Consider the following 21,947-nt stretch of genomic DNA (forward strand, 5'->3'; position numbering starts at 1 on the left):
AGCAAACTTGATATTACGCGCTGGCCGATATCTCCGCGACCGCGCGCGCCGGCAGCATCTTGCGAACCGCCGATGACGATGCGACCTGTCCCTTTTCGGCATAGGCTTCGTGGTTCGTCTCGATCTTGTCGAGCGCGTAGAGATAGTTCACCATCAGCCCGTGCGATTGCTGGAGGCCCTTCTCCGAGCGGTCGCCGAGAAAATTCAGCCGCTCCAGCTGTGCGCCGTTGCCGAGATGGAATCGCGCGACCGGATCGACCGGCAGCCCGCGCGGTGTTTTGGCGTCGAGAAAATAATACGCCGCCAGCGGCAGCAGCGCGGCTTTGACCTGCTCTGAGGTCTCGGCGTCGTCGGCCCAGTCCGGGGTATCCAGCGCTTCAAGCACGGCCCGCGACGAGGCATCGAGCAGCGTGGAATCCTCCGACGTGCGTTCCCGCTTCAGCCACGCGGCGAAGCCGGGCACCGGCGAGAGCGTCACGAAAGTCTGCACATTCGGCAGTTCGCGCTTGATGTCCTCGACCACCTGCTTGATCAGGAAGTTGCCGAACGAAATGCCGCCGAGGCCCTTCTGGGTGTTCGAGATCGAATAGAACACCGCAGTGGTGGCGTCGGTCGCCGCGATCGGCGCGCGGGTGAGATCGAGCAATGGCGCGATCGCTGCCGGACTTTCGCGGGTCAGCGCCACCTCGACGAAGATCAGCGGCTCATCCACCAGCTGCGGATGGAAGAAGCCGTAGCAGCGGCGGTCCGACGGTGCGAGGCGGCTGCGCAGATCGTCCCAGTTGGAGATCGCGTGGACCTGCTCGTAGCGGATGATCTTCTCGAGGATGTTGGCCGGCGTGGTCCAGTCGATCCGTTGCAGCACAAGAAAACCCCTGTTGAACCACGACGCGAACAGATGCACGAAATCGCTGTCGACATGCTTGAGCGCCGGATGATCCTTGATATGCGTCAGCAGCGCCTCCCGCATCCGCACCAGCGAGGCGGTGCCGCCCGGCGCAAGATTCAAACGCCGGATCAACTCCTGGCGGCGCGGTTCGGCGGCCTTCAATAATTGACTGATGGTATCGGCGGACGTGCCCTTGTCGCGCACCGCCGCCAGCGCCGCGTCCAGTTCGGTCATGTCCGGCCCGAACAGGTCGGCGAGCGCGTTGAGGAATGCGAGTTGATCGGCCTCGCTCGCGGCGGCGTAGCCGGCGAGCAGCGAATTGGCGAGCGCCACGCCGGTGGCCTCGCCGCGCCGGGACAGCAGGGTTTCGCCAAGCCCGATCAGTTCGGCCTGCGACATCGCGCGTGAGCCGGTCGACAGGCCGAGCAGGCTGCGGCCGCGTGTGGTCAGCGTGGAGAGCAGATTGCTCAGGGAGGCGCGGTCTAGTCCCAGTGTCGCCATGGGGTCAGCATGCTCCTTCGCGGTCCGGTATCATCCTTGAATGATACGCAGCGAATGCGACCGATTCCAGACGCTTGATGCCGGACTTTGGTTGGGGAATGCCTGATGTGCGGGCAGTTCGGCGGTGGTGCGGCTCAAAGCCGCGCGAGAGATGTGACGCTGCCGATCCGGTCGAATTTCTCCAGCGACAGTACCGCGTCCGCGAAACGGTCCGCGCGCTCGTTGAGCACCGGCCGCGCCAGTTGCAGGAATTTCTGCTGCATCGCTGCCGCATCGGGAAACGACGACGGCTCACCCGACGGATCGGGAATGAGGCGTTCGATCACGCCTTCGCCGGCGTCGATGGAAACGCGCGCGCCGAACGGATGGGTTTTGCCTTCCAGCCGCGCGTCCTGCACCACGTCGAACTTGTCGGCGAGCGCCTCGATGGCCGGGTCGCCGAGCCGCTTGTAATCGTCCCAGCCGAACGAGCCCTGATCGAGCGCGAGCGCCCCGGTGAAGAACATCGAGAATTGTCCGCCGACCACGCTGCGGGCGTGGCGCTTGGTGGCGGCATCGCCGGTCAGCGTGATGCCGTTGCGGTGCAGGCCGATCTCGACGCGCTTGATGTTCTCAGGCGTGAGATTGTGCTCGCGGCGCATGGCGATCAGCGCGTCGATGGCGGCGTGGGTGTAGCGGCAGCTCGGATACGGCTTCACGCCGATCTTCATGGTCTCGTAGATCTTGCCGAGACCGGCAGTGGCCTTGTCGGGGTGCGCGTCGTCGCTGTAGCCGACCAGAAGACCGTGCTTGCCCTCGACCGATTCCGTCGCGCCGATAAAACCTTCACGCGCGAGGGACGCGGCGACGACGCCGTTCATCGCGGCGGCGCCGACCTGATAGCGCTTGTTCCATGCGCCGTTGACCAGAAACTGCAACGAGCCCGCTGCCTGGCTGCCCGAGACACCGAATGCTGCAACGATCTGGTCGGCACTGAGCTTGTAGAGTTTCGCCGCCGCCGCTGCCGCGCCATAGGTGCCCGCGGTGGCGGTGGGGTGGAAGCCTTTGGCGTAATGCGATGTCGGATCGAGCGCATTGCCGAGGCGGCAGCAGACTTCGTAGCCCGCGACGATGGCGGTCAGCACCTCGCGGCCGCTGGCGCCCGTGATCTCGCCGACCGCGAACGCGGCGGGCACGACGGGTGCGCTGGGGTGCAGCGAGGAATCCGCGTGGGTGTCGTCGAAATCGAGCGAATGGCCGAGCGCGCCGTTCAGAAGCGCGGCGATGGCCGGGGTATAGGTTTTGGCGTCGCCGCAGACGGTGGCGTCGCCCTTGCCGTCGAGGCCAAGCGTGGCGAGCATCGCCAGCAGCGACGGCGTGGATTCGGCTTCGCTGCGCGCGCGCACGGCGCTGCCGAGGAAATCCAGCGTCAGCGCCTTGGCGCGTTCCAGCACTTCGGCCGGAATGTCCTCATACTTGAGGTTTGCAACGTAAGCGGCCAGCGTTGCGGTTTCATTCGCCATGGATGTCCTGCTCCGAATTCGGGCGAGAAGCTACGCGGCCTGTGCACGGCGTTCAAGCCGGGCTGGCGCAATGCTCGCGTGCGGGATCGGTCAGATCTGCCGCATCATGGCGGGGACGATGATGCGGTGGAACGGCATGATGGTCGCGAGATAAACCCTGCCGAGCAGGTTATGCGTCATCACCAGCGTGGTTGCGGTCACGTCGCGCCGGGGTGCGGCGCCGGACACCTCCACGATCACGCGGAAGTCGAGGTGTTTGTCGTCGAAGCCCGCCACGATGCGCCCAGGCGTCTCGCTGATAACGGGAAAGACGCCGATCGAATCGGCGGCGAGGGCTTTTCCGTGCGACGGCGTCTTGAGGCCGAGCGGCGCGACCACGAGATTCCGCAGGGTCATCAGGCTGCCGATCCATCGCGGCTGACGCTCGAACATCCGCTCCGCGGCGTGCCGTGCGGTGAGAGCATCGTCACTCACCGCGACACGAAAGGCATCGGCGAATTGCGCGCCGGGAAGCAATGTTCTGGCGGCGGCGTCCGGCGCAACGGCGAGGGCGGTCATGCTGCAAGCTCCAGCCGCTGCGTCAGCGTGCGGAAGCGCAGCACCAGCACGATGGCATAGATTCCAGTGCCGATGGAGAGGCCGATCCAGACGCCGATGGCGCCCGAACTTGTCCAGAACGCGAGGCCATAGGCCGCCGTGAATCCGATCAGCCAGTAACTGATGGCTGCGAGCAGCAGCGGCACGCGGGTGTCGCTGAGACCGCGCAGCGCGCCGGCTGCCACGGTCTGGATGCCGTCCGCGATGAAGAAGGTCGCGCCGACCATCATCAGGGTCGCGGCAAGCTCGACCGCGGCGACACCTTGTTTGGTCTCGCCGAAGAAAAATCCCGCGACCTCGAACCGCACGAGGATCACCGCCAGCGTCATGATCGTCATGAACGCGATCCCGAGCGCGATGGCGACCAGACCCGCACGCCGGATTGCGGCGGTGTCGCCGCGTCCCAGGGCCTGACCGACACGCACGGTGGCCGCCATGCCGATGCCGAACGGCACCATGAACAAAATGGCGGCGATCTGCAGCGCGATCTGATGTGCGGCCAGCGCCGTCGTGCTGATCACGCCCATCAGCAGACCGGCGGCGGAGAACAATCCGTATTCAAGCAGAAACGAGACCGCGATCGGCGCACCGATCACCACAAGCTGCCGCATCAGCGGCCAGTCAATCCGCCAGAACCGCCCGAGCACATGGAATTTCTTGAACGGCCGCCGGCTGTAGGTAAACCACAGCGCCGCCGCGCACATGCCGAAATTCACCGTCGTGGTGGCGACGCCCGCGCCGAGCAGTTCGAGCTTGGGCATGCCCCAGTGGCCGTGGATCAGCGCGTAACCCAGCAGCGCATTGGCCGGGATCGCGGCCAGCGTGATCCACAGGCCCGGCTCCGGCCGGTTGACCGCGCCCATGAAATTGCGGATCGCCATGAAGCACAGCGCAGGCGCCATTCCGGGCGCGAGGCCCAGCAGATAACGCTGCGCGAGGCGGGCGTTGTCCGGCGCCTGACCGAGCAGGATCAAAACCTGTTCACCGAACAGCGGCAGCAGCATCATCGGCACGCACAGCAGAAGTGCTGCCCACAGACCGACCCGCAACGCACGGCGGACCGTGCGCGGCTGGCGTGCGCCCAGCGCCTGCGCCGCCAATGGCGCGACGGCTGACACCAGCCCCATGCCGATCACGAAGGCGACGAAGAACACCGTATGCGCAAGTGCTGCGGCGGCGACGGCATTGTCGCCGAGCCGGCCGATCAACGCGAGATCGGTGGTCATCATGGCGATCTGGCCCAATTGCGTCAGCGCAATCGGCAGCGCGAGCTTGATGGTCTCGACGAACTCGGTCGCTGTCGGATTGCGGACGGAAATCGCCATGCCCGCCCGGGCAGGTTCTGCCTTGTCGAGGATTGTCATGGGAGGTGTCTTAGCACAGCGGCAGGGCCGAAGCGTGACAAGGCGTCCGCATCGATCCGCCGGGCTGGATGCTATTTCGGGCCGCCCTGTTTTTCGGCTGCCCGCCGCAGCGCGTCGGCGAGCGCGCCGCCGCCGGAAGAGGGCTGGGCCGATCCACGGCGTTGAGGCGGGCTGCTGGATTCCATGCGCTTTGGTGCGCGCGTCTCGCTCCGGGCGGTGCGATCGGACTTCGGCCCAATCTCGTCGTCGAGGCGCAGCGTCAGCGCGATCCGCTTGCGCGGAATATCGACCTCCAGCACCTTGACCCGGACGATATCGCCCGGCTTCACCACTTCGCGCGGGTCCTTGATGAAGGTGCGCGACATCGCGGAGATATGGACGAGGCCGTCCTGATGCACGCCGACATCGACGAATGCGCCGAACGCGGCCACGTTGGTCACAGCACCCTCCAGCACCATGCCGGGCTTGAGATCGCTCACCTTCTCGATGCCGTCCATGAACACGGCGGCCTTAAAGGCAGGACGCGGATCGCGGCCGGGCTTTTCAAGCTCGCGCAGGATATCGGTGACGGTGGGCAGGCCGAAGGTCTCATCGACGAAGGCCTGCGGCTTGATCTGCCGCAGGATCTCCGCGTTGCCGATCAGCGCCTTGATGTCGCTCTTGGTGGCGGCGAGAATCCGGCGCACCACGGGATACGCTTCCGGGTGCACACCCGATGCGTCGAGCGGGTCTTCGCCGTTGCTGATGCGCAGGAAGCCGGCGCATTGCTCGAACGCCTTCGGGCCAAGCCGCGGCACATCCTTCAGCGCCTTGCGTGAGCGGAACGGGCCGTTGGCGTCGCGGTGCTGCACGATGCTTTGGGCAAGGCCTGCACCGATGCCGGAGACGCGCGCCAGAAGCGGCGCGGATGCGGTATTGGCATCGACGCCGACGCCGTTCACGCAGTCTTCCACCACGGCATCGAGCGAGCGCGACAGCCGCGTCTCGCCGAGGTCATGCTGGTATTGTCCGACGCCGATGGATTTCGGATCGATCTTGACCAGTTCGGCGAGAGGATCCTGCAAGCGGCGCGCGATCGACACCGCGCCGCGCAAGGTCACGTCGAGGTCGGGCAGTTCTTCCGACGCGAACGCGGACGCGGAATAGACCGATGCGCCGGCTTCCGACACCACGATCTTGGTCATTTTCAGTTCGGGCAGAAGCTTGACCAGATCGGTGGCCAGCTTGTCGGTTTCGCGCGACGCCGTGCCGTTGCCGATGGCAATCAGTTCGACGCGATGCTCGCGCGCGAGCTTGCCGAGAATGGCCAGCGATTCATCCCAGCGCCGCTGCGGCTCGTGCGGGAAGATCGCCGTCGTTGCCACGACCTTTCCGGTGGCATCGATCACCGCGACCTTCACGCCGGTCCGGTATCCGGGATCGAGGCCCATGGTGACGCGCGCGCCGGCGGGCGCCGCGAGCAGAAGATCGCGCAGGTTCGACGCGAACACGCGCACCGCTTCCTCTTCGGCTGCCGTCCACAGCCGCATGCGAAGATCGATGTTGATGTGAACGAGGATCTTGGTGCGCCAGGCCCAGCGCACGGTCTCGGCCAGCCACTTGTCGCCGGGCCGCCCCTGATCGGAGATGTTGAAGCGTTCCCTGATGCGCAATTCATATGAGGTGACAGCGGGCGGCGTCGGTGAGGGCGGCTCGGGCAGGAATTGCAGGTCGAGCATTTCTTCCTTCTCGCCGCGGAACATCGCGAGAATGCGATGCGACGGCAGCTTGTGCAGCGGCTCGCTGAACTCGAAATAGTCGCTGAACTTCGCGCCTGCTTCCTTCTTGCCGTCACGCAGTTTCGACACCAGCACGCCGTTCGACCATGCCTGCTCGCGCAGCGCGCCGATCAGATCGGCTTCCTCGGCGAAGCGTTCGACCAGAATGGCGCGCGCGCCGTCGAGCGCGGCTGCGGCATCGGCCACCTGCTTGTCGGCGTCGATGAAAGGCGCCGCGACCGTGAGCGGATCGTTGCCGGGCTCGGTGAGCAGCAGTTGCGCCAACGGCTCAAGTCCCGCTTCCTTCGCGATCTCGGCCTTGGTCCGGCGCTTGGGTTTGAACGGCAGGTAGATGTCCTCAAGCCGTCCCTTGTTGTCGGCGGCGAGAATCGCGGCCTCTAACGCGGCATCCAGCTTGCCCTGTTCGCGGATCGAATTGAGGATGGTGGTGCGGCGGGCTTCCATGTCGCGCAAGTAGGTCAGGCGCTCTTCCAGCGTGCGCAACTGGGCGTCGTCGAGCGCGCCGGTCACTTCCTTGCGGTAGCGCGCGATGAACGGCACGGTCGAGCCGTCGTCGAGAAGCTTGATCGTGGCATCGACCTGTTGTTCGCGGACGCCGAGTTCATCGGCAATTGTTTGTGAGATTGTCTTGGCCACGCCGAATCCTTTTGAGGTCGCGAATTCTTTTCGATGACAACGCCAGCTTCCGGGTTGTCACGGGAAGGAAGCGGCTTATGCCCATAGACTGTGGATGCATCAAGAGACGATCGACGCATTAAATCGGAATGTGGAGAAGTTTCAGGCGCGCCGGTAAATTTGATCGTGCGACATAAACGTCGCGTGCATGCGACGCGCCTCGATGCTGTCGCATGCAGTTCGTTGTCACAGAACGCGAAGCCGATGTCGCTTACACGTCCACGTTGGCGTCGAGCGAATTGTCCTGGATGAACTCGCGGCGCGGTTCGACCACATCGCCCATCAGCTTGGTAAAGATGTCGTCTGCGGCGTCGACTTCCTTGACCTTCACCTGCAGCAGCGAGCGGGCGTTGACGTCCAGCGTGGTCTCCCACAACTGCTGCGGGTTCATTTCGCCGAGGCCTTTGTAGCGCTGGTAGGCGACGCCCTTGCGGCCGGCGTCGGTGACGGACTCAAACAGGCTGACCGGGCCGTGGATCGGCGTTTCGGTGTCCTTGCGGCGAAGCACCGCGCTGCGCGGATAGGCCTCCTGCAAGCGCGGCGCGTATTCGTCGAGCTTGCGCGCCTCGGCGGAGCCGAGCAGCGCGTCGTCGATCATGGCGACGTCCTTGACGCCGCGCACGGTGCGCTCGAAGAAATAGCCTTCGCCTTCCCTGAAAGTGCCGATCCAGCCACGCTCGACCTCGTCGGCCAGCGCGTCAAGGCGCTTGGCGATATAGTCTGCGGCCGCGTTGGCGGTTTCGATGTTGCCGACGACATGCGGGCTCAGCACGCCCGCGATGGCCGCCTGCTCGACGACATTGCGGTTGTAGCGGCTGTGCAGGCTGTTCAGGATGCCGCGAATGACGCGCGCGTCCTCCAGCAGAACCTGAAGGTCGCGGCCCTTGCGGTCCTCGCCCGACGCCAGCTTGAGAACGCAGTCATCGAGGCCGGTCTCGATCAGGTAATCCTCCATCGCGCGCTCGTCCTTGAGGTACTGCTCGGACTTGCCGCGCGTCACCTTGAAGAGCGGCGGCTGTGCGATGTAGAGGAAGCCGCCATCGATCAGCTGCGGCATCTGACGGAAGAAGAACGTCAGCAGCAGCGTGCGGATATGCGCGCCGTCGACGTCGGCGTCAGTCATGACGATGATCTTGTGATAGCGCAGCTTCGAGATGTCGAAGTCGTCGCGGCCGATGCCGGTGCCGAGCGCCGTGATCAGCGTGCCGATCTGCTCCGACGACAGCATCTTGTCGAAGCGCGCGCGTTCGACGTTCAGGATCTTGCCGCGCAAGGGCAAGACTGCCTGGAATTCGCGGTTGCGGCCCTGCTTGGCCGAGCCGCCTGCGGAATCGCCCTCGACGATGAAGAGTTCGGACTTGGCCGGATCGCGCTCCTGGCAGTCGGCAAGCTTGCCGGGCAGGGAGGCGATGTCGAGCGCGCCCTTGCGGCGGGTGAGGTCACGCGCCTTGCGCGCGGCCTCGCGCGCGGCGGCGGCCTCGATGACCTTGCCGACAATGGTTTTGGCTTCGGACGGATGTTCCTCGAACCACGCGGAGAGCGCGGCGTTCAGCACGTTCTCGACCACGGGACGCACTTCCGAGGACACCAGCTTGTCCTTGGTCTGCGACGAGAACTTCGGGTCCGGCACCTTCACCGACAGAACAGCCGTGAGGCCTTCGCGGCAATCGTCGCCGGTCAGCGCGATCTTTTCCTTCTTCGCCATGGCGTCGGCATAGCCGGTGACCTGACGCGTCAGCGCACCACGGAAGCCCGCCAGATGCGTGCCGCCGTCGCGCTGGGGAATGTTGTTGGTAAAGCAGAGCACGTTCTCGTGGTAGCTGTCGTTCCACCACATCGCGACTTCGACGGTGATGCCGTTCTGCTCGGCGCGCATTACGATCGGGATCGCCACCACGGGCTTCTTGTTGCGGTCGAGATATTTGACGAACTCCTCGACGCCGCCTTCGTAGAACAGCTCGACGCGCTGCTCGACCGCGTGACGCATGTCGGACAGCAGGATGTTGACGCCGGAATTCAGGAACGCGAGCTCGCGCAGGCGATGCTCAAGCGTGGCGAAATCGTATTCGACATTGGTGAAGGTGTCGGTGGAGGCGAGAAACGTCACCTCGGTGCCGCGCTTGCCGTTGGCATCGCCGACGATCTCGAGCGGCGCTACCGCGTCGCCGTGCTTGAACTGGATGTAGTGTTCCTTGCCGTCGCGCCAGACACGCAATTCCAGCTTGCTCGACAGCGCGTTGACCACGGACACGCCGACGCCGTGCAGGCCGCCGGAGACCTTGTAGGAATTCTGGTCGAATTTTCCGCCGGCATGGAGCTGGGTCATGATGACCTCGGCGGCCGAAATGCCTTCGCCCTTGTGAATGGCGGTCGGAATGCCGCGGCCGTCGTCGCGCACCGTCACCGAGTTATCGGGATTGAGCAGGACCTCGACGCGCGTGGCGTGACCGGCCAGCGCTTCGTCGATCGCGTTGTCGACGACTTCGTACACCATGTGATGCAGGCCCGAGCCGTCATCGGTGTCGCCGATGTACATGCCTGGCCGCTTGCGAACGGCGTCGAGACCCTTCAGCACCCTGATCGATTCAGCGCCGTACTCCGCATCTGGATTGGAAACGGGTTCGGCGCTGGTTTGCCGGGCTGGTTCGGTCATGAGTTGCCTTCAAAGATGGATCGAATCAGGTCGCAGAAAATGCGCCCGTGATTGTCAATTTGTGCCACGAAAACGGTCAAGCGCCTAGGGTAAAGTGACGTTTATCAAGCTGTTGAAAATATGGGATTTTTGAGCTTTTTTTCAAGGCTCCGAAACGGCATTTTCGGGGCTGCTGAAAAGGCCGATTCGCGACTCTTTCGAAGCGTCGTTCAGGGCTGGTTTTTCGGCTCACGGTCGCCGCGTTACCGTTCCCGCTTCGACATTGAAAACATCCGCGCGCGCGCCGATGTCGGTGAACGCCACCGGGTCCGCGCCGGTCATCCAGACCTGCGCGCCGAGGGTTGCGAGTTCGTCGAACAGCGCCGCGCGGCGGTTCGGATCGAGATGCGCGACGATTTCATCGAGCAACAGTAACGGCGTGATGCCGGTCATCTCGGCAACAAGAGTGGCGTGAGCCAGCACGAGGCCGATCAGCAGCGCTTTCTGTTCGCCGGTCGAGGCGTCGCGCGCGGGCATGTTTTTCGGCGCGTAGATCACCATCAGATCGGTGAGGTGCGGTCCGTTCGTCGTGCGCCCCGCGGCGGCATCTTTGGCGCGGCTTGTCCGCAGCATCTCCCGATAGCGGTCCTCCACGGCGGTGGCGGTCTCGCTGAGCAGCGCATTCTCCATCCAGCCGTCGAGCGCGATCAGTGCGGAGGGAAAGGCCGACTGGCTGCCGCGCGCGGCCAGCATGGCCGCGAGCCGTTGCAGCGTCTGGCCGCGCTGCGCGGCCACGGCGACTGCGAGTTCCGCGGTCTCGCGCTCAATGGCGTCGCACCAGTGGGCGTCGAAGTTACGGTCTTCCAGCAGCCGGTTGCGCGAGCGCAAGGAGCGATCCAGCGCCGAGACGCGGCTGGAATGCTCAGAGTCGATGGCGAGCACCAGGCGGTCGAAAAACCGCCGCCGCTCCGACGCCGCTCCCATGAACAGGCCGTCCATCGCGGGCGTCAGCCACACCATGCGCAGATGATCCCCGAACGCCGAGGCCGACGTCACCGGCTCGCGGTCGATGCGCACGCGGCGGCTTGAGGCCGCGCCTTCGGAGGCGGGCGCGTCGATGCCGGTGCCGAGGGTGGCGAGGCCGAGTTCGCCTTCCACTTCCGCCGACACTGCCCACGAGCCGTCACCCTGAATATCGGCAACGTCATCGAGCGTGGCGCGGCGCAACCCGCGTCCCGGCGACAGGAATGAGATGGCCTCGAGGCAGTTGGTTTTCCCGGCGCCGTTGGGGCCGACCAGCACGACGACATCGCCGCGCGTCTCCACGCTCGCCGCGCGGTAGTTGCGGAAATGCGTCAGACTGAGGCGCTGGATGCGGGAGACGGTCATGGTGAGCCGTCTTACAGCAGAATGCGGGTTCCTACACCCGCATCGGCATCAGGACGTAGAGCGCGCCCTTGGAATCCTTGTCCTGTACCAGCGTCGGCGAACCGGGATCGGCCAGACGCAACACCGCGACCTCGCCCTCGATCTGGGCTGCGATGTCGAGCAGGTAGCGCGAGTTGAAGCCGATATCGAGCGGATCGGATGCATACTCGACTTCGAGTTCTTCCGTCGCGCTGCCTGAGTCCGGATTGGTCACCGACAGGATCAGCTTGCCGGCGGAGAGCGCGAGTTTCACCGCGCGTCCACGTTCGGATGAGATCGTCGAGACGCGGTCGACGGCGGCCTCGAAATCCTTCTTGTCGACGATCAGTTCCTTGTCGTTGTTCTGCGGAATGACGCGGCCGTAGTCCGGGAATGTGCCGTCGATCAGTTTCGAGGTCAGCACCACGTCGCCGATGGTGAAGCGGATCTTGCCCTGCGACAATTCGATCTTGATTTCCGCCTCGTTGTCTTCGATCAGGCGCTGCACTTCGCCCACGGTCTTGCGCGGCACGATCACGCCCGGCATTCCCTCCGCGCTTTTCGGCAAGGCTAAGTCGACCTGCGCGAGCCGATGGCCGTCGGTCGCCACCGCGCGCAATGTCGCGGCCTTGGCGGTGCCCGCCGCATGGAGGTAGATGCCGTTGAGGTAATAGCGCGTCTCCTCGGTGGAGATCGCGAACTGCGTGCGGTCGATCAGCCGCTTCATGTCGGCGGCGGCGAGGGTGAAAGAATGCGTCATCTCGCCGGCGGCAAGATCCGGGAAATCGCTTTCCGGCAGGGTTTGCAGCGTGAAGCGCGAACGTCCGGCGCGGATCGCGAGCACCGAGCGGTCGCCGTCGCCTTCCAGCACGATCTGCGAGCCATCGGGCAGCTTGCGCACGATGTCGTAGAACATGTGCGCAGGAACGGTGGTCGATCCGCCGGTGCCGGTCTCGGCCGCGAGCGTTTCGGTGACTTCGAGATCGAGGTCGGTGGCTTTCAAGCTGAGGCGCGACTTGTCGGCGCGGATCAGCACGTTGCCCAATATCGGTATCGTATTGCGGCGCTCCACCACGCGGTGAACATGGCTCAGCGATTTCAGCAGTTGCGCCCGCTCGACGGTAACCTTCATGACAATTCCGCCCGATCCCAATTCTTGAGTTTCAAAGTCTTGAGTTCTGGAGCAAGTCCGGAGCCGCCCGGACAGGTCCACATCGTTATTGGAGGTGCCGGGGGCTGGAGAGCGCGCCCCGGCGACTGAACCCGTAAACCTGCTGAAACAGATGTTTCACCGGGTCCCCGGGGGACCGTAAGGTGGCGCGGTTGAGCCGGAAGCGCAAGGGTGCGAGCCGCCCGAAGGCGGCTTTCCCCCTTTGTTATTGCGGGTTTTTCCAGACCATTTCGCAGGCCTGGCTAAACGCGGTCATTCCTGAAGCTGGCGCTTCAGCAATTCGACCTCGTCGCACAGCGACACATCCTTGGCGACCAGCGCCTCGATCTTGCGCACCGCATGGAGCACCGTGGTGTGGTCGCGTCCGCCGAACCGGCGTCCGATCTCGGGCAGCGAGCGCAGCGTCAGGGTCTTGGCCAGATACATCGCGACCTGACGCGGGCGAACCACGTTGGCGGTGCGGCGGGACGACAGCAGGTCGGAGCGGCTCACATTGTACTGCCGGGCGACGACGCGCTGGATGTCCTCGATCTTGACCCGCTTCGGCTCCATCGGCCGCACCAGATCGCGCACTTCGCGCTCGGCCATTTCCAGCGTCACGGCGGTGGCGTTGAGCTTGCTGTGCGCCAGCAGGCGGTTGATCGCGCCTTCGAGGTCGCGGCCATTATGGGTGATGGTGCGGGCGAGATATTCCAGCACTGGCATCGGCACGTCGAACGTGGCGTGATGCGCCTTCGCGGCGGAGACGCGCGATTTCAGGATTTCGAGCCGTAGCTCTTCGCCGAGCGAACCCATCTCGACCACGAGGCCACCGGCGAGACGCGAGCGCACCCGGTCGTCGAGGCTTTCCAGATCGGACGGCGGCCGGTCGGCGGCGATCACGACCTGACGGCCGGCATCGATCAGCGCATTCAGCGTGTGGCAGAACTCGGACTGCGTCGATTTGCCTTGCAGGAATTGCAGGTCGTCGATCACCAGCACGTCGATGCCGCGCAGCGCTTCCTTGAAGGCGAGCGCCGTCTGCGATTTCAGCGCGGCGACGAAGCCGTACATGAATTTCTCGGCGGTGAGATAAAGCACCTTGCGCTCGCTGCCGGAGTTTCCGGCCGAATTGCCGGCCCAGGTCACTGCCTGCAGCAGATGGGTTTTGCCCAGGCCCACACCGGCATGGATGTAGAGCGGATTGAACATCACGCTGTCGCCGCGGCGGCCTTCGGCGACCTGACGGGCGGCGGCGTGGGCCAGCGTGTTGGAGCGGCCCATGACGAAGGTCGCAAACGTCAGGCGCGGATCGAGCGGCGAGCCGCCGAGCGCATCGTGGCTGGCGGACACCGGTGCGGTGGCGACCGCGCGCAGTTCGCCCGGCGGACGGCTGGTTCCGGCGCCGACGTCGGCGCGGCGCTGGTCCTGCGGCGCCTTGATGTCTTTCACGGGAGGCGCGCAGCGCATCGCGGTGCGCACCGTCAGCTCGACGCGCTTGACGTCGGGAATTTCCGATTGCCAGCAGCTCAGAACACGGTCGGCATAGTGGGCCTGAATCCAGCTCTTGAGGAATTTGGTCGGCACCGTCATGTGGACGCAGTCGTCGTGGATGCGTTCGAGGTCCATGCGGGCAAACCAGCTCGTGTAGAAGTCCTCGCCGACGTTGGTGCGAAGCCGGTCCTTGAAGCGCGCCCACTGGTTGCGTTCGGTATCCGCCAGTTCGATGCTTGCCGGGATGGTCTGTGCCGAGATTGTCATTTGCGTTGTGATCTTCTGATTGAGTTCCGGTCCGGCGCGCTGCGCGCCATGAATTGATGAGGCCGACGCCGACATGCGCTTCTCCCGTCATCCGCGGACGCTCCGCCATCGGCGCTTTCGCCGCGGGCATCGCTGGATTGTGGAGAGGAAGGCGCGTGTGGCGTTAGCGATGACTATGTGGGTAGGGAGGGCCGCAGGGCGCGACCGGCGCGATCACTGAAATGACTTCGCTGAAAAAGAATACGGTAAGATTGCTCAGCCGACGCTGGTTTTTGGACATGAAGTTCCCCCTCCTGCCGCAGGACCGCCGCGGCAAGTTGTTGTCGTCTTGATCTGTTCAGTCTTTTGTTCCGCCCGACCAGTTGACCGGTCAGGCTCTACCCGCTTCGTCTCGCCCGTCGAACCCCGTCTTTACCCGCTGCCTTCCATGCCGGCGGATTCTTCCGCCTGTCCGTTCTCTCGCTTTGTTACGCCGGGCCTGAAATGGTCTGGCGCCGTGTCGGAGAGATTTTCACACAGAGCACCGCTCCCACAAATCACGTGAGCTCGAACCCTGCCATCGCTTGGAAAGCGCCGCTAACTTGCACACCGAAACTGACTTGCATGTCCGCCCAAGGTTCTCAAACCGCGCTGATCAGAAGAGCCGTGGGCGACGCGACGTAATAAGAAATACACGAGGTACGGCGGCTCGCAACGGAATTGATTTTTCATAGCGCGCGCGATGAGCGACTTGGCGCCGATGTGAAACGAACCGCGCCAGGGAACGAAACTGCAAGGTTTTGAATCTGTGCAGAGATTCGACAAGTCGGATAACTGTCACAAATCGACCGGTTGCTAAAACGTCGTTCATAAATAATTTATGATTCACTGCGCGGCGAACGCGTTTTCCAAGTGCTGCTCATCGCTATGCCGATAAGGTCTTCGTCGCGCGAGTTTTTTCGTGATCGGCTGACAAGGGTAACCCGCACGCGCGGTTCGGCGCGGACGCGTCGGCGGGCTTGCTATTTCAAAACACTTTAGGACGTGCGGCTGACGACGCGCGATCGTTGCGCGACGGTGTTGCGAAGTACCTACTCACCGCCGATCGTCATGCATGACAGCGAACGAACGTCACCGGCTGCAGTGCAACGAAAAGAAAAAGCCCGGCGTTTGCCGGGCTTTTGTCGGTAGGCTTTTTCGCGATCGGCTTGCGCGATGCACAGAAGCAGTTGTGCGATCACCCGAACGGATGAGCCGAGCAGTTGCTCAGCCGATTACTTGGCGAGCTTCGCGATCTGGTGCGTGAGGCGCGACACCTTCCGGCTCGCGTTGTTCTTGTGAATGATGTTGCGCTGCGCAGCCTGCATCAGATCCGGCTCGGCCAGCTTCATCGCTTCGAGCGCCGCGTTACGGTCGCCGTTCTTGATGGCTTCCTCGACGTTACGAACCGAGCCGCGCATCTGGGTGCGGCGCGATTTGTTGACGATGGTGCGGCGGGCAATCTTGCGCGTCGCTTTCTTGGCAGAGGTTGTGTTGGCCATGGTCTCTCGGTTTCTCTCGGTCCGTCAGTCCGCGGCTGTCGTCTTGAGCCGCCAGACTGATCAATCGACCGTTCGGCCGATGCAGGGTGAAAACAGGGTGTTCTGTGAAATGTTCTTCACAAAGAACATGTCGTAAAAGATCACGTTCCTAAAGAACATCGGCGGCAGGATTGCGCCCGCCGCCAGTCGGGGTTCTTATAGGGATACTGGTCTGAACCGTCAACGTTTTCCGGACCCATTTTGGGGCTGCCAGAGGGGTTCGAGGGGGCGGCCGGTCCTGACGAAGTACTTGAAATACATCTGAAATGCATGGGGTGAACGATGATCCGCGGGTTTTTTCGTCTGATCGGGCTGTTTCTGCTGGTCATCGGCTTCCTGTCGCTGGTTTACGACGGAGCCCGGACCATTGCCGACCAGACGCTCCGGATCACGCGGCTCGGCGAGTTGTGGAACGACATCAATCAGGCCAGCCAGCAGTCGTTTCAGGCCTTGGTCGAGGGCGTGTCACCACTGCTCTGGAACAGCGTGATGAAGCTGCTGCTCAACCAGCCGGCCTGGGCCGTATTGGGGATTCTGGGCATCGTGCTGATGCTGGTGTTCCGGCCGAGCAAGCCGCTGATCGGCTATTCGCGGAACTGACGCGCCGGTCTTTCAAGGGCGGTGCCGGACATATGATGAGCGGGCCGGTGTAACGTCCTGATACAGGCTGCGTAGAGACATATATAGAGTGAGCCGATCCATAAGGAGTGCGCCATGTTCTTCTCCCGCAAATCCCTTGAAGTGCCGAGCGCCGCCGATGCCCTGCCGGGCCGCGCGACGGAGCTTGCCACAGCAAAAACCCATTTCGTCAACGGCCATGCGATCAAGGGACCTTATCCCGCAGGCCTTGAGACCGCGATTTTCGGTCTTGGCTGTTTCTGGGGCGCAGAGCGCAAGTTCTGGGAAATGGACGGCGTCTACGTGACGGCAGTGGGTTACGCCGGCGGATCGACGCCGAACCCGACCTATGAGGAAACCTGCTCGGGCCGCACCGGCCACACCGAAGCGGTGCTGGTGGTGTTCGATCCGAAGAAGGTGTCTTACGACGCGCTGCTGAAGACGTTCTGGGAAAGTCACAACCCGACCGAAGGAATGCGTCAGGGCAACGACATCGGCACGCAGTACCGCTCGGCGATCTACACCACGAGCGACGCGCAGTTGAAAGCCGCGCTGGCCTCCAGGGACGCCTACAACAAGGCGCTCGCCGCCAAGCGTTATGGCTCGATCACCACCGAGATCGCGCCGGCCGGTCCGTTCTACTTCGCGGAGGATTATCACCAGCAGTATCTGGCGAAGAATCCCGCGGGTTATTGCGGCCTCGGTGGAACCGGCGTGTCGTGCCCGATCGGAGTGGGTGTGAACGCGTAATGCGAGGCGGCAAAGTCCCGCTTACCCTTTGTTAACCATAATTGCCGCAAACCGGGCCTGTCTCTCACAAGAGGACAGGCCCGGAGCGTTTCATGCGTGCGTCGCGGTTGTCGCTGATCGCTGTCGTTGTTGCTGCGCTGGCCGTGTCCGGCTGCATGCGGACGCCCGCCTATGTCACGACGGGGCCTGCGCCGCTGGACGAGCCTTATCGTCTCGATGCCGGCGACAAGCTGCGCGTCGTCGTCTTCGGTCAGGACGGCCTCACCAACACCTACACGGTCGGCGCCGGCGGTTCGATCACCATGCCGCTGATCGGATCGGTCCCCGCGCGCGGTCTGACGCCCGCTGAACTCGCCGCCGCCATTACCGGGCGTTTGAAGAAGGGCTATCTGCGCGAGCCGTATGTGGCAGCGGAAGTCGAGAGCTACCGGCCGTTCTTCATCCTCGGCGAAGTGGCCGCACCCGGCCAGTATCCCTACGTGCCGCGGCTGACGGTGGAGAGTGCAGTGGCGATCGCTGGCGGCTTCACGCCGCGCGCCGAGCGCAGCGGCATCAAGCTGACAAGGGTCGGCGAAGCCGGAGCCGCGCAGGCTATCGTGCCGCCCGGCACGCTTCTCAGGCCCGGCGATACCATCGTTGTCGCCGAGCGGTGGTTCTAGGTCACGCCTTCAGATTTTTCGCGAAGAACGCAAGCGTCCGCTGCCAGGCGAGATCCGCACTCGGCTTGTCGTAGCTGGCGCGTTCGTCGCAGTTGAAGCCGTGTTGCGCGCCCGGATAGACCAGCACCTCGACATCCGGCCGCTTTGCCCTGATGGCCTCGACATCGGTCAGCGGAATTCCGCTGTCCTTCTCGCCGAAATGCAATTGCGTCGGCACAGCCGGTTTGTCGTCGGCGAAACGCACCACGGCGCCGCCGTAATAGCCGACCGCCGCGCTTAATCCCGAGAGCTTGGTCGCCGCCGCATAGGCGACGCTGCCGCCGAGACAAAAACCGACGATGCCGACAGGACCAATACTTTTCACTGCATCGATGGCGGCCTGCGTGTCGCGCAGCATCGCCCGCCAGTCCGGCGCGGCGACGAATTTCCGCGCCACCACCACCTCATCGGGCGAATACCCGGACTGGAAGTTCGGTTCGATGCGGTCGAAGATTGCGGGCGCGATGGCGGCATAACCTTCGTTCGCCAGACGGTCGCAGATGTTGCGGATGTGCGAGTTGACCCCGAAAATTTCCTGGATCACCACAACCGCGGCTTTCGGCGCGGACGCGGGATCGGCGCGATAGCCGCCGAGCTTGAATCCGTCCGACGCGGTCAATGTCACAGTCTGTCCCATCAGGACGTCCTTCCATGTTGCTCTGGAATTGAGAGGGGATGCGGAGAAGGCCTGTCTACTGCCACATCCAGTTGCGGCTCCAGTCGGCCTTCCAGCCGGTGAGGCGGCCGCCGCGGAATTGCAGATAGAGCGGGTCGTCGCGGAACGACCATCGGGCCCCGACATTGCGGATCACGACGAAGATTTCGTTGCCCGGCCGCCCGCTGACATAGCTCAGCGGTTGCCCGAGCGCGAAGGCTGCATCCTCCGCGCTCATGCCGAACACCAGCGGCGTGTGGTTGGACAGCGTTGTCGTGAACGGCGAAGGCGACAACTGCCCGGCATGCACAGGGCCATGCGCAATGGCGAGGGCGACAAGCGCTGTGAAGGCAAGTAGTTTCATGGTCAAAGTGTTCTTCGATTTGCCGGTCAAGGCAAGCCGAAAGACAAATCAAAAGAGCGGGTGAGGATCAATTTTTTGTCGACATTGCGGATAGGTGCGGGATCGGCGTGGTGGGGCGACCGCATCGAGCCGGCGAAACTCAACGCCGAGCGGGGCGATCTCGATTATCTCTGTTTCGAGACCATGGCGGAGGCGACCGTTTCCGCAGCGCAGGTGCGCAAGCGCCGCGATCCGTCGTTCCCCGGCTACGACACCTATCTCGACGACCGCATGAAGGCCGTGCTGCCGGGATGTCTCGCGCGCGGCACGAAGATCATCAGCAATCAGGGCTGGATCAATCCGGACGGCGCGGCGCAGCGCATCGTCGAACTGCTGCGCGAGCACGGCGCAAAGGGAAAGAAAGTCGCCGCCGTCTCCGGCAGCCTCATCACCGACCGGATCGCCGCGTTCGGCGGCACCATTCTGGAAAACGGCGCGCCCGTTAGCTCCATCGCGGCCGATCTGATTTCGGCGGAAGCCTATCTCGGCGCGGAGCCGATTGTGGAAGCCTTGCGTCAGGACGCGGATATCGTCGTCACCGGGCGCGTTGCGGACCCGTCACTGTTTCTCGCGCCGATGATGCACGAATTCGGCTGGCGCGCGGATGACTTCGCGAAACTCGGCGCGGGCAGCGGCCTCGGGCATCTGCTGGAATGCGGCGCGCAAGTCACCGGCGGTTATTTCGCCGATCCCGGTTTCAAGGACGTGCCGAACCCGTGGGATCTCGCGTTCCCCATCGCGGAAGTCGAAAGCGACGGCAGCGCGGTGATCGCGAAAGTCGTCGGCACCGGCGGCGCGATCAACGCCATGACCGTGAAGGAGCAGATGCTCTACGAGGTGCACGATCCGGCGAATTACATCACGCCGGATGTGGTGGTGGATTTCACCACTGCGCGCCTGGAGGAGATCGGTCCGGACCGGATGCGCGTGACAAACATCGGCGGCAAGCCGCGCACGCCGACCCTGAAAGTCTCGATGGGCTGCATGGAAGGCTTCATCGGCGAGGACATGTTTTTCTATGCAGGGCCGGGCGCGCTGCGCCGCGCGAAACTTGCGAAACAGATTCTCGAAGAACGCTTTCGCATCGTGGGCCTCGAGGCCGACGACCTGCGGATCGATTTCCTCGGCCTCAACGCCATTCACGGCGATGCGACGCCGCCCGATGCGCCGGAGCCTTATGAAATGGCGGTGCGCGTGGCGGCCCGCTGCAGGACGCGCGATGAGGCGTTGAAGGTCGGACGCGAGATCGACGGCATGGCGGTGTCGGGCGTCGCCATGACCGGCAAGCGCGTGCCGCATCAGGACCGCGCCCGCGAAATCATCGGCGTGTGGTCGACGCTGGTGCCGCGCGAAAAAGTGCCGCCCGTCATCACGTGGTATGAGAGCTAGAGCCATGCTGATCAAACTGGAACGCGTGGCGCATGTGCGCTCCGGCGACAAGGGCAACACCTCGAACATCGCGGTGATCGCCTATCGCGACGAATTCTATCTCTTGCTGAAGCAGCAGTTGACCGCCGCGCGTTTCAAGGCGTTTTATCGCAGCGCGATCAAGGGCGAGGTCACGCGCTTTGAGGCCGACAATCTCGCGGCGCTGAATTTCGTGGCGGAAGGCGCGCTCGGCGGCGGCGTGTCGCGCAGCCTCAGCCTCGATAACTACGGCAAGGCGCTGTCGGCGGCGATCCTCGGGTTCGAGATCGAGGTGCCGGAGCAATACGGCAATCTGCTGCGCGGCGCATAAACTTCGACCCGGATCGAAACAATAAACGGCGCCGGCAGGTTAATGTCGCCGCGAAATGAAAGTGGCTTCTCTCCCATGACACTCGCAATCGAGACGCCACGTCCGCGCACCGCGGTCAATCTGGCTTTGCTGCTGGCGCTGGCGACGCTGTGGGGCGCGGCTTTCACCCTGATCAAGGTCGGCGTCGCCACCATTCCGCCGGTGACGTTGATTGCCGGGCGCACGCTGATCGCGGGGATCATCCTGCTGGCGATTATGAATGTGCGCGGCATTCCGATGCCGCGGGATCCGGCGGTGTGGAAGCGCTTCATGATCCAGGCCTGCCTCAACAGCGTAGTCCCCTTCATCCTGATTGCGTGGGCGGTTCGATATGTCGATGCGGGGCTGGCAACGATCCTCGGCTCGAACTCGCCGATCTTCGCCTTCCTGCTGGCGATGCTGTTCGTCCGTCACGAGCGTCCGACGTTACGGCAGTCGCTGGGGGTCGCCGCCGGGCTTGCCGGCATTTGCCTTGTCATCGGTGTCAACGCGCTCGGCGGACTTGGACGGGATGTCGTCGCGCAGCTGGCTCTGGTTCTCGCCTGTGTGCTCTACGGCGCGGCGGCGCTGTTCGGACGCAACTTCACCGGGCTTGATCCGATCGTGCCGGCGGCAGGATCGCTGATCTGCGGCGGAGTCCTCCTGACGCCGCTCAGTCTGGCCATCGATCAGCCGTGGACGCTGTCGCCGTCGGCCGATTCCATCGCGGCGCTGATCGTGCTTGCGGTGTTCTCGACCGCGATGGCGTTCGTGATTTATTTCAAACTGATCCAGGCGCTCGGCGCGGTCGGCGCCACCGCGCAGGCTTACCTGCGCGTGCCGATCGGGGTCGCGCTCGGCGTGGTATTTCTGGGTGAAAAGCTGTCGCCCACGGTCTGGATCGGGCTGGTCTGCGTTGTGGTCGGCATCGCTGCCATGACGATCCCGTCGCGCCGGCCTGATGTCACATGATGCAGGGTCATTGACGCTGCGACGCACCTCCCGCAATCTGCCGGGATGGCGGACAAATCCCCAGACAGCAAACGTTCGCGGACGCGGCCGAATCTGGAGAAGGCGCTGCTGCCGATCCTGATCTTCGCGCCGTCGGTGACCGTGCTGTGCTGGACCGCGGCATGGATCTTCCGCGGCGAGTTCATCTTCAAGGCGACGCTGATCGGGCTCGGCTGCTTTGCCATCGTGATCGGGGCGGTGGCCTGCCTTCTGGTGCTGCTGAGGCGGCTCGACGGCTAAA

Annotated in this window: 19 protein-coding genes; 7 read left to right on the forward strand and 12 right to left on the reverse strand. The window is 63.9% G+C overall.

What is annotated here, in order from left to right; all coding sequences use genetic code 11:
- Window positions 1-13: 13 nt before the first annotated feature.
- From AC07UB_RS12175 to rpsT, 10 genes are all read right to left on the reverse strand, one after another.
- Window positions 14-1,390, reverse strand: a complete 1,377-nt coding sequence (locus AC07UB_RS12175; RefSeq protein WP_494653195.1) for a malonyl-CoA decarboxylase — start codon at window positions 1,388-1,390, stop codon at window positions 14-16.
- 134 nt (window positions 1,391-1,524) lie between these two features.
- The gene (locus AC07UB_RS12180) at window positions 1,525-2,892 is read right to left on the reverse strand and encodes an MmgE/PrpD family protein (protein WP_492791245.1); all 1,368 of its coding nucleotides are present in this window, start codon (window positions 2,890-2,892) and stop codon (window positions 1,525-1,527) included.
- A 90-nt stretch (window positions 2,893-2,982) separates the two neighbouring features.
- On the reverse strand, window positions 2,983-3,450 hold the full coding sequence (locus AC07UB_RS12185) for a DUF2867 domain-containing protein (RefSeq protein WP_494653197.1): 468 nt from the start codon (window positions 3,448-3,450) through the stop codon (window positions 2,983-2,985).
- A complete protein-coding gene (locus AC07UB_RS12190) occupies window positions 3,447-4,853 on the reverse strand; it encodes an MATE family efflux transporter (RefSeq protein ID WP_494653199.1) in 1,407 nt (468 codons plus the stop codon). Before AC07UB_RS12190 ends, AC07UB_RS12185 begins: the two co-directional genes overlap by 4 nt.
- A gap of 71 nt (window positions 4,854-4,924) precedes the next feature.
- Window positions 4,925-7,267 (reverse strand): Tex family protein, encoded by a 2,343-nt coding sequence (locus tag AC07UB_RS12195; RefSeq protein ID WP_494653201.1) that lies wholly within the window; start codon window positions 7,265-7,267, stop codon window positions 4,925-4,927.
- Window positions 7,268-7,517: 250 nt separating this feature from the next.
- Window positions 7,518-9,959, reverse strand: a complete 2,442-nt coding sequence (gyrB, locus tag AC07UB_RS12200) for a DNA topoisomerase (ATP-hydrolyzing) subunit B (RefSeq protein WP_494653202.1) — start codon at window positions 9,957-9,959, stop codon at window positions 7,518-7,520.
- Window positions 9,960-10,187: 228 nt separating this feature from the next.
- On the reverse strand, window positions 10,188-11,327 hold the full coding sequence (gene recF / locus AC07UB_RS12205; protein ID WP_494653204.1) for a DNA replication/repair protein RecF: 1,140 nt from the start codon (window positions 11,325-11,327) through the stop codon (window positions 10,188-10,190).
- Window positions 11,328-11,358: 31 nt separating this feature from the next.
- Window positions 11,359-12,477, reverse strand: coding sequence for a DNA polymerase III subunit beta (gene dnaN, locus AC07UB_RS12210; protein WP_492791239.1), 1,119 nt, complete (start codon window positions 12,475-12,477; stop codon window positions 11,359-11,361).
- Window positions 12,478-12,768: 291 nt separating this feature from the next.
- Window positions 12,769-14,256 (reverse strand): chromosomal replication initiator protein DnaA, encoded by a 1,488-nt coding sequence (gene dnaA, locus AC07UB_RS12215; RefSeq protein WP_492792726.1) that lies wholly within the window; start codon window positions 14,254-14,256, stop codon window positions 12,769-12,771.
- A gap of 1,253 nt (window positions 14,257-15,509) precedes the next feature.
- Window positions 15,510-15,776: a 30S ribosomal protein S20 gene (gene rpsT, locus AC07UB_RS12220; RefSeq protein ID WP_492791238.1), complete on the reverse strand. Its 267-nt coding sequence runs from the start codon at window positions 15,774-15,776 to the stop codon at window positions 15,510-15,512.
- Between the two features lie 321 nt (window positions 15,777-16,097).
- Between rpsT and AC07UB_RS12225 the strand changes: the two genes are divergently transcribed.
- The 3 genes from AC07UB_RS12225 (at window position 16,098) to AC07UB_RS12235 (ending at window position 17,842) form a co-directional block, all read left to right on the forward strand.
- Window positions 16,098-16,415, forward strand: coding sequence for a hypothetical protein (locus tag AC07UB_RS12225; RefSeq protein WP_492791237.1), 318 nt, complete (start codon window positions 16,098-16,100; stop codon window positions 16,413-16,415).
- A 114-nt stretch (window positions 16,416-16,529) separates the two neighbouring features.
- Entirely contained in the window at window positions 16,530-17,183 is a 654-nt protein-coding gene (msrA, locus tag AC07UB_RS12230) for a peptide-methionine (S)-S-oxide reductase MsrA (RefSeq protein WP_494653207.1), read from the forward strand.
- 92 nt (window positions 17,184-17,275) lie between these two features.
- Entirely contained in the window at window positions 17,276-17,842 is a 567-nt protein-coding gene (locus tag AC07UB_RS12235) for a polysaccharide biosynthesis/export family protein (protein ID WP_494653209.1), read from the forward strand.
- A 1-nt stretch (window position 17,843) separates the two neighbouring features.
- Here the strand turns inward: AC07UB_RS12235 and AC07UB_RS12240 are convergent, their stop codons facing one another.
- On the reverse strand, window positions 17,844-18,518 hold the full coding sequence (locus AC07UB_RS12240) for a dienelactone hydrolase family protein (RefSeq protein ID WP_494653211.1): 675 nt from the start codon (window positions 18,516-18,518) through the stop codon (window positions 17,844-17,846).
- A 55-nt stretch (window positions 18,519-18,573) separates the two neighbouring features.
- Window positions 18,574-18,900, reverse strand: coding sequence for a hypothetical protein (locus tag AC07UB_RS12245; RefSeq protein WP_492791233.1), 327 nt, complete (start codon window positions 18,898-18,900; stop codon window positions 18,574-18,576).
- Window positions 18,901-18,975: 75 nt separating this feature from the next.
- Here AC07UB_RS12245 and AC07UB_RS12250 point away from each other — a divergent pair, with 75 nt between their 5' ends.
- The 4 genes from AC07UB_RS12250 (at window position 18,976) to AC07UB_RS12265 (ending at window position 21,946) form a co-directional block, all read left to right on the forward strand.
- Window positions 18,976-20,328: an acyclic terpene utilization AtuA family protein gene (locus AC07UB_RS12250; protein ID WP_494653214.1), complete on the forward strand. Its 1,353-nt coding sequence runs from the start codon at window positions 18,976-18,978 to the stop codon at window positions 20,326-20,328.
- Between the two features lie 4 nt (window positions 20,329-20,332).
- Window positions 20,333-20,677 carry an AtuA-related protein gene (locus AC07UB_RS12255; protein WP_494653216.1) on the forward strand — a complete coding sequence of 115 codons (345 nt, stop codon included), beginning with the start codon at window positions 20,333-20,335 and terminating at the stop codon, window positions 20,675-20,677.
- Window positions 20,678-20,752: 75 nt separating this feature from the next.
- Window positions 20,753-21,667 carry a DMT family transporter gene (locus AC07UB_RS12260; RefSeq protein ID WP_492791230.1) on the forward strand — a complete coding sequence of 305 codons (915 nt, stop codon included), beginning with the start codon at window positions 20,753-20,755 and terminating at the stop codon, window positions 21,665-21,667.
- A gap of 45 nt (window positions 21,668-21,712) precedes the next feature.
- Window positions 21,713-21,946, forward strand: coding sequence for a hypothetical protein (locus AC07UB_RS12265; RefSeq protein WP_492791229.1), 234 nt, complete (start codon window positions 21,713-21,715; stop codon window positions 21,944-21,946).
- Window position 21,947: the final 1 nt, after the last annotated feature.

Source organism: Afipia sp. GW821-FHT04G03 (assembly GCF_059419985.1).

Coding starts and splice junctions, on each gene's coding strand:
- AC07UB_RS12175 (WP_494653195.1), bottom strand. CDS start 1,390: ATGGCGACACTGGGACTAGACCGCGCCTCCCTGAGCAATCTGCTCTCC.
- AC07UB_RS12180 (WP_492791245.1), bottom strand. CDS start 2,892: ATGGCGAATGAAACCGCAACGCTGGCCGCTTACGTTGCAAACCTCAAG.
- AC07UB_RS12185 (WP_494653197.1), bottom strand. CDS start 3,450: ATGACCGCCCTCGCCGTTGCGCCGGACGCCGCCGCCAGAACATTGCTT.
- AC07UB_RS12190 (WP_494653199.1), bottom strand. CDS start 4,853: ATGACAATCCTCGACAAGGCAGAACCTGCCCGGGCGGGCATGGCGATT.
- gyrB (WP_494653202.1), bottom strand. CDS start 9,959: ATGACCGAACCAGCCCGGCAAACCAGCGCCGAACCCGTTTCCAATCCA.
- recF (WP_494653204.1), bottom strand. CDS start 11,327: ATGACCGTCTCCCGCATCCAGCGCCTCAGTCTGACGCATTTCCGCAAC.
- dnaN (WP_492791239.1), bottom strand. CDS start 12,477: ATGAAGGTTACCGTCGAGCGGGCGCAACTGCTGAAATCGCTGAGCCAT.
- dnaA (WP_492792726.1), bottom strand. CDS start 14,256: ATGACAATCTCGGCACAGACCATCCCGGCAAGCATCGAACTGGCGGAT.
- rpsT (WP_492791238.1), bottom strand. CDS start 15,776: ATGGCCAACACAACCTCTGCCAAGAAAGCGACGCGCAAGATTGCCCGC.
- AC07UB_RS12225 (WP_492791237.1), top strand. CDS start 16,098: ATGATCCGCGGGTTTTTTCGTCTGATCGGGCTGTTTCTGCTGGTCATC.
- msrA (WP_494653207.1), top strand. CDS start 16,530: ATGTTCTTCTCCCGCAAATCCCTTGAAGTGCCGAGCGCCGCCGATGCC.
- AC07UB_RS12235 (WP_494653209.1), top strand. CDS start 17,276: ATGCGTGCGTCGCGGTTGTCGCTGATCGCTGTCGTTGTTGCTGCGCTG.
- AC07UB_RS12240 (WP_494653211.1), bottom strand. CDS start 18,518: ATGGGACAGACTGTGACATTGACCGCGTCGGACGGATTCAAGCTCGGC.
- AC07UB_RS12245 (WP_492791233.1), bottom strand. CDS start 18,900: ATGAAACTACTTGCCTTCACAGCGCTTGTCGCCCTCGCCATTGCGCAT.
- AC07UB_RS12255 (WP_494653216.1), top strand. CDS start 20,333: ATGCTGATCAAACTGGAACGCGTGGCGCATGTGCGCTCCGGCGACAAG.
- AC07UB_RS12260 (WP_492791230.1), top strand. CDS start 20,753: ATGACACTCGCAATCGAGACGCCACGTCCGCGCACCGCGGTCAATCTG.
- AC07UB_RS12265 (WP_492791229.1), top strand. CDS start 21,713: ATGGCGGACAAATCCCCAGACAGCAAACGTTCGCGGACGCGGCCGAAT.